The following is a 1,408-nucleotide window of genomic DNA, read 5'->3' as shown; positions in this document are numbered from 1 at the left end:
TTCTGCGGTTGATTTACGTTTAAACATATGTATATCTCCTTCTTAAAGTTAAACAAAATTATTTCTAGAGGGGAATTGTTATCCGCTCACAATTCCCCTATAGTGAGTCGTATTAATTTCGCGGGATCGAGATCTCGATCCTCTACGCCGGACGCATCGTGGCCGGCATCACCGGCGCCACAGGTGCGGTTGCTGGCGCCTATATCGCCGACATCACCGATGGGGAAGATCGGGCTCGCCACTTCGGGCTCATGAGCGCTTGTTTCGGCGTGGGTATGGTGGCAGGCCCCGTGGCCGGGGGACTGTTGGGCGCCATCTCCTTGCATGCACCATTCCTTGCGGCGGCGGTGCTCAACGGCCTCAACCTACTACTGGGCTGCTTCCTAATGCAGGAGTCGCATAAGGGAGAGCGTCGAGATCCCGGACACCATCGAATGGCGCAAAACCTTTCGCGGTATGGCATGATAGCGCCCGGAAGAGAGTCAATTCAGGGTGGTGAATGTGAAACCAGTAACGTTATACGATGTCGCAGAGTATGCCGGTGTCTCTTATCAGACCGTTTCCCGCGTGGTGAACCAGGCCAGCCACGTTTCTGCGAAAACGCGGGAAAAAGTGGAAGCGGCGATGGCGGAGCTGAATTACATTCCCAACCGCGTGGCACAACAACTGGCGGGCAAACAGTCGTTGCTGATTGGCGTTGCCACCTCCAGTCTGGCCCTGCACGCGCCGTCGCAAATTGTCGCGGCGATTAAATCTCGCGCCGATCAACTGGGTGCCAGCGTGGTGGTGTCGATGGTAGAACGAAGCGGCGTCGAAGCCTGTAAAGCGGCGGTGCACAATCTTCTCGCGCAACGCGTCAGTGGGCTGATCATTAACTATCCGCTGGATGACCAGGATGCCATTGCTGTGGAAGCTGCCTGCACTAATGTTCCGGCGTTATTTCTTGATGTCTCTGACCAGACACCCATCAACAGTATTATTTTCTCCCATGAAGACGGTACGCGACTGGGCGTGGAGCATCTGGTCGCATTGGGTCACCAGCAAATCGCGCTGTTAGCGGGCCCATTAAGTTCTGTCTCGGCGCGTCTGCGTCTGGCTGGCTGGCATAAATATCTCACTCGCAATCAAATTCAGCCGATAGCGGAACGGGAAGGCGACTGGAGTGCCATGTCCGGTTTTCAACAAACCATGCAAATGCTGAATGAGGGCATCGTTCCCACTGCGATGCTGGTTGCCAACGATCAGATGGCGCTGGGCGCAATGCGCGCCATTACCGAGTCCGGGCTGCGCGTTGGTGCGGATATCTCGGTAGTGGGATACGACGATACCGAAGACAGCTCATGTTATATCCCGCCGTTAACCACCATCAAACAGGATTTTCGCCTGCTGGGGCAAACCAGCGTGGACC

At 55.5% G+C, this 1,408-nt stretch carries 1 protein-coding gene and 1 pseudogene; both read left to right on the top strand.

Annotated features, from left to right (window positions below):
* Positions 1 to 137: 137 nt before the first annotated feature.
* A pseudogene (locus SB786_RS35445) lies at positions 138 to 422 on the top strand (MFS transporter); the annotation flags it as partial.
* A gap of 79 nt (positions 423 to 501) precedes the next feature.
* A partial coding sequence (gene lacI, locus SB786_RS35440) for a DNA-binding transcriptional repressor LacI (protein WP_410731470.1) occupies positions 502 to 1,408 on the top strand: 907 nt, incomplete at its 3' end.

It is taken from the genome of Burkholderia sp. SIMBA_062, assembly GCF_046534765.1.
In the GTDB taxonomy this organism is placed as follows: Bacteria; Pseudomonadota; Gammaproteobacteria; order Burkholderiales; family Burkholderiaceae; genus Burkholderia; species Burkholderia ambifaria.
This window is presented reverse-complemented; position numbering and strand designations above follow the sequence as displayed.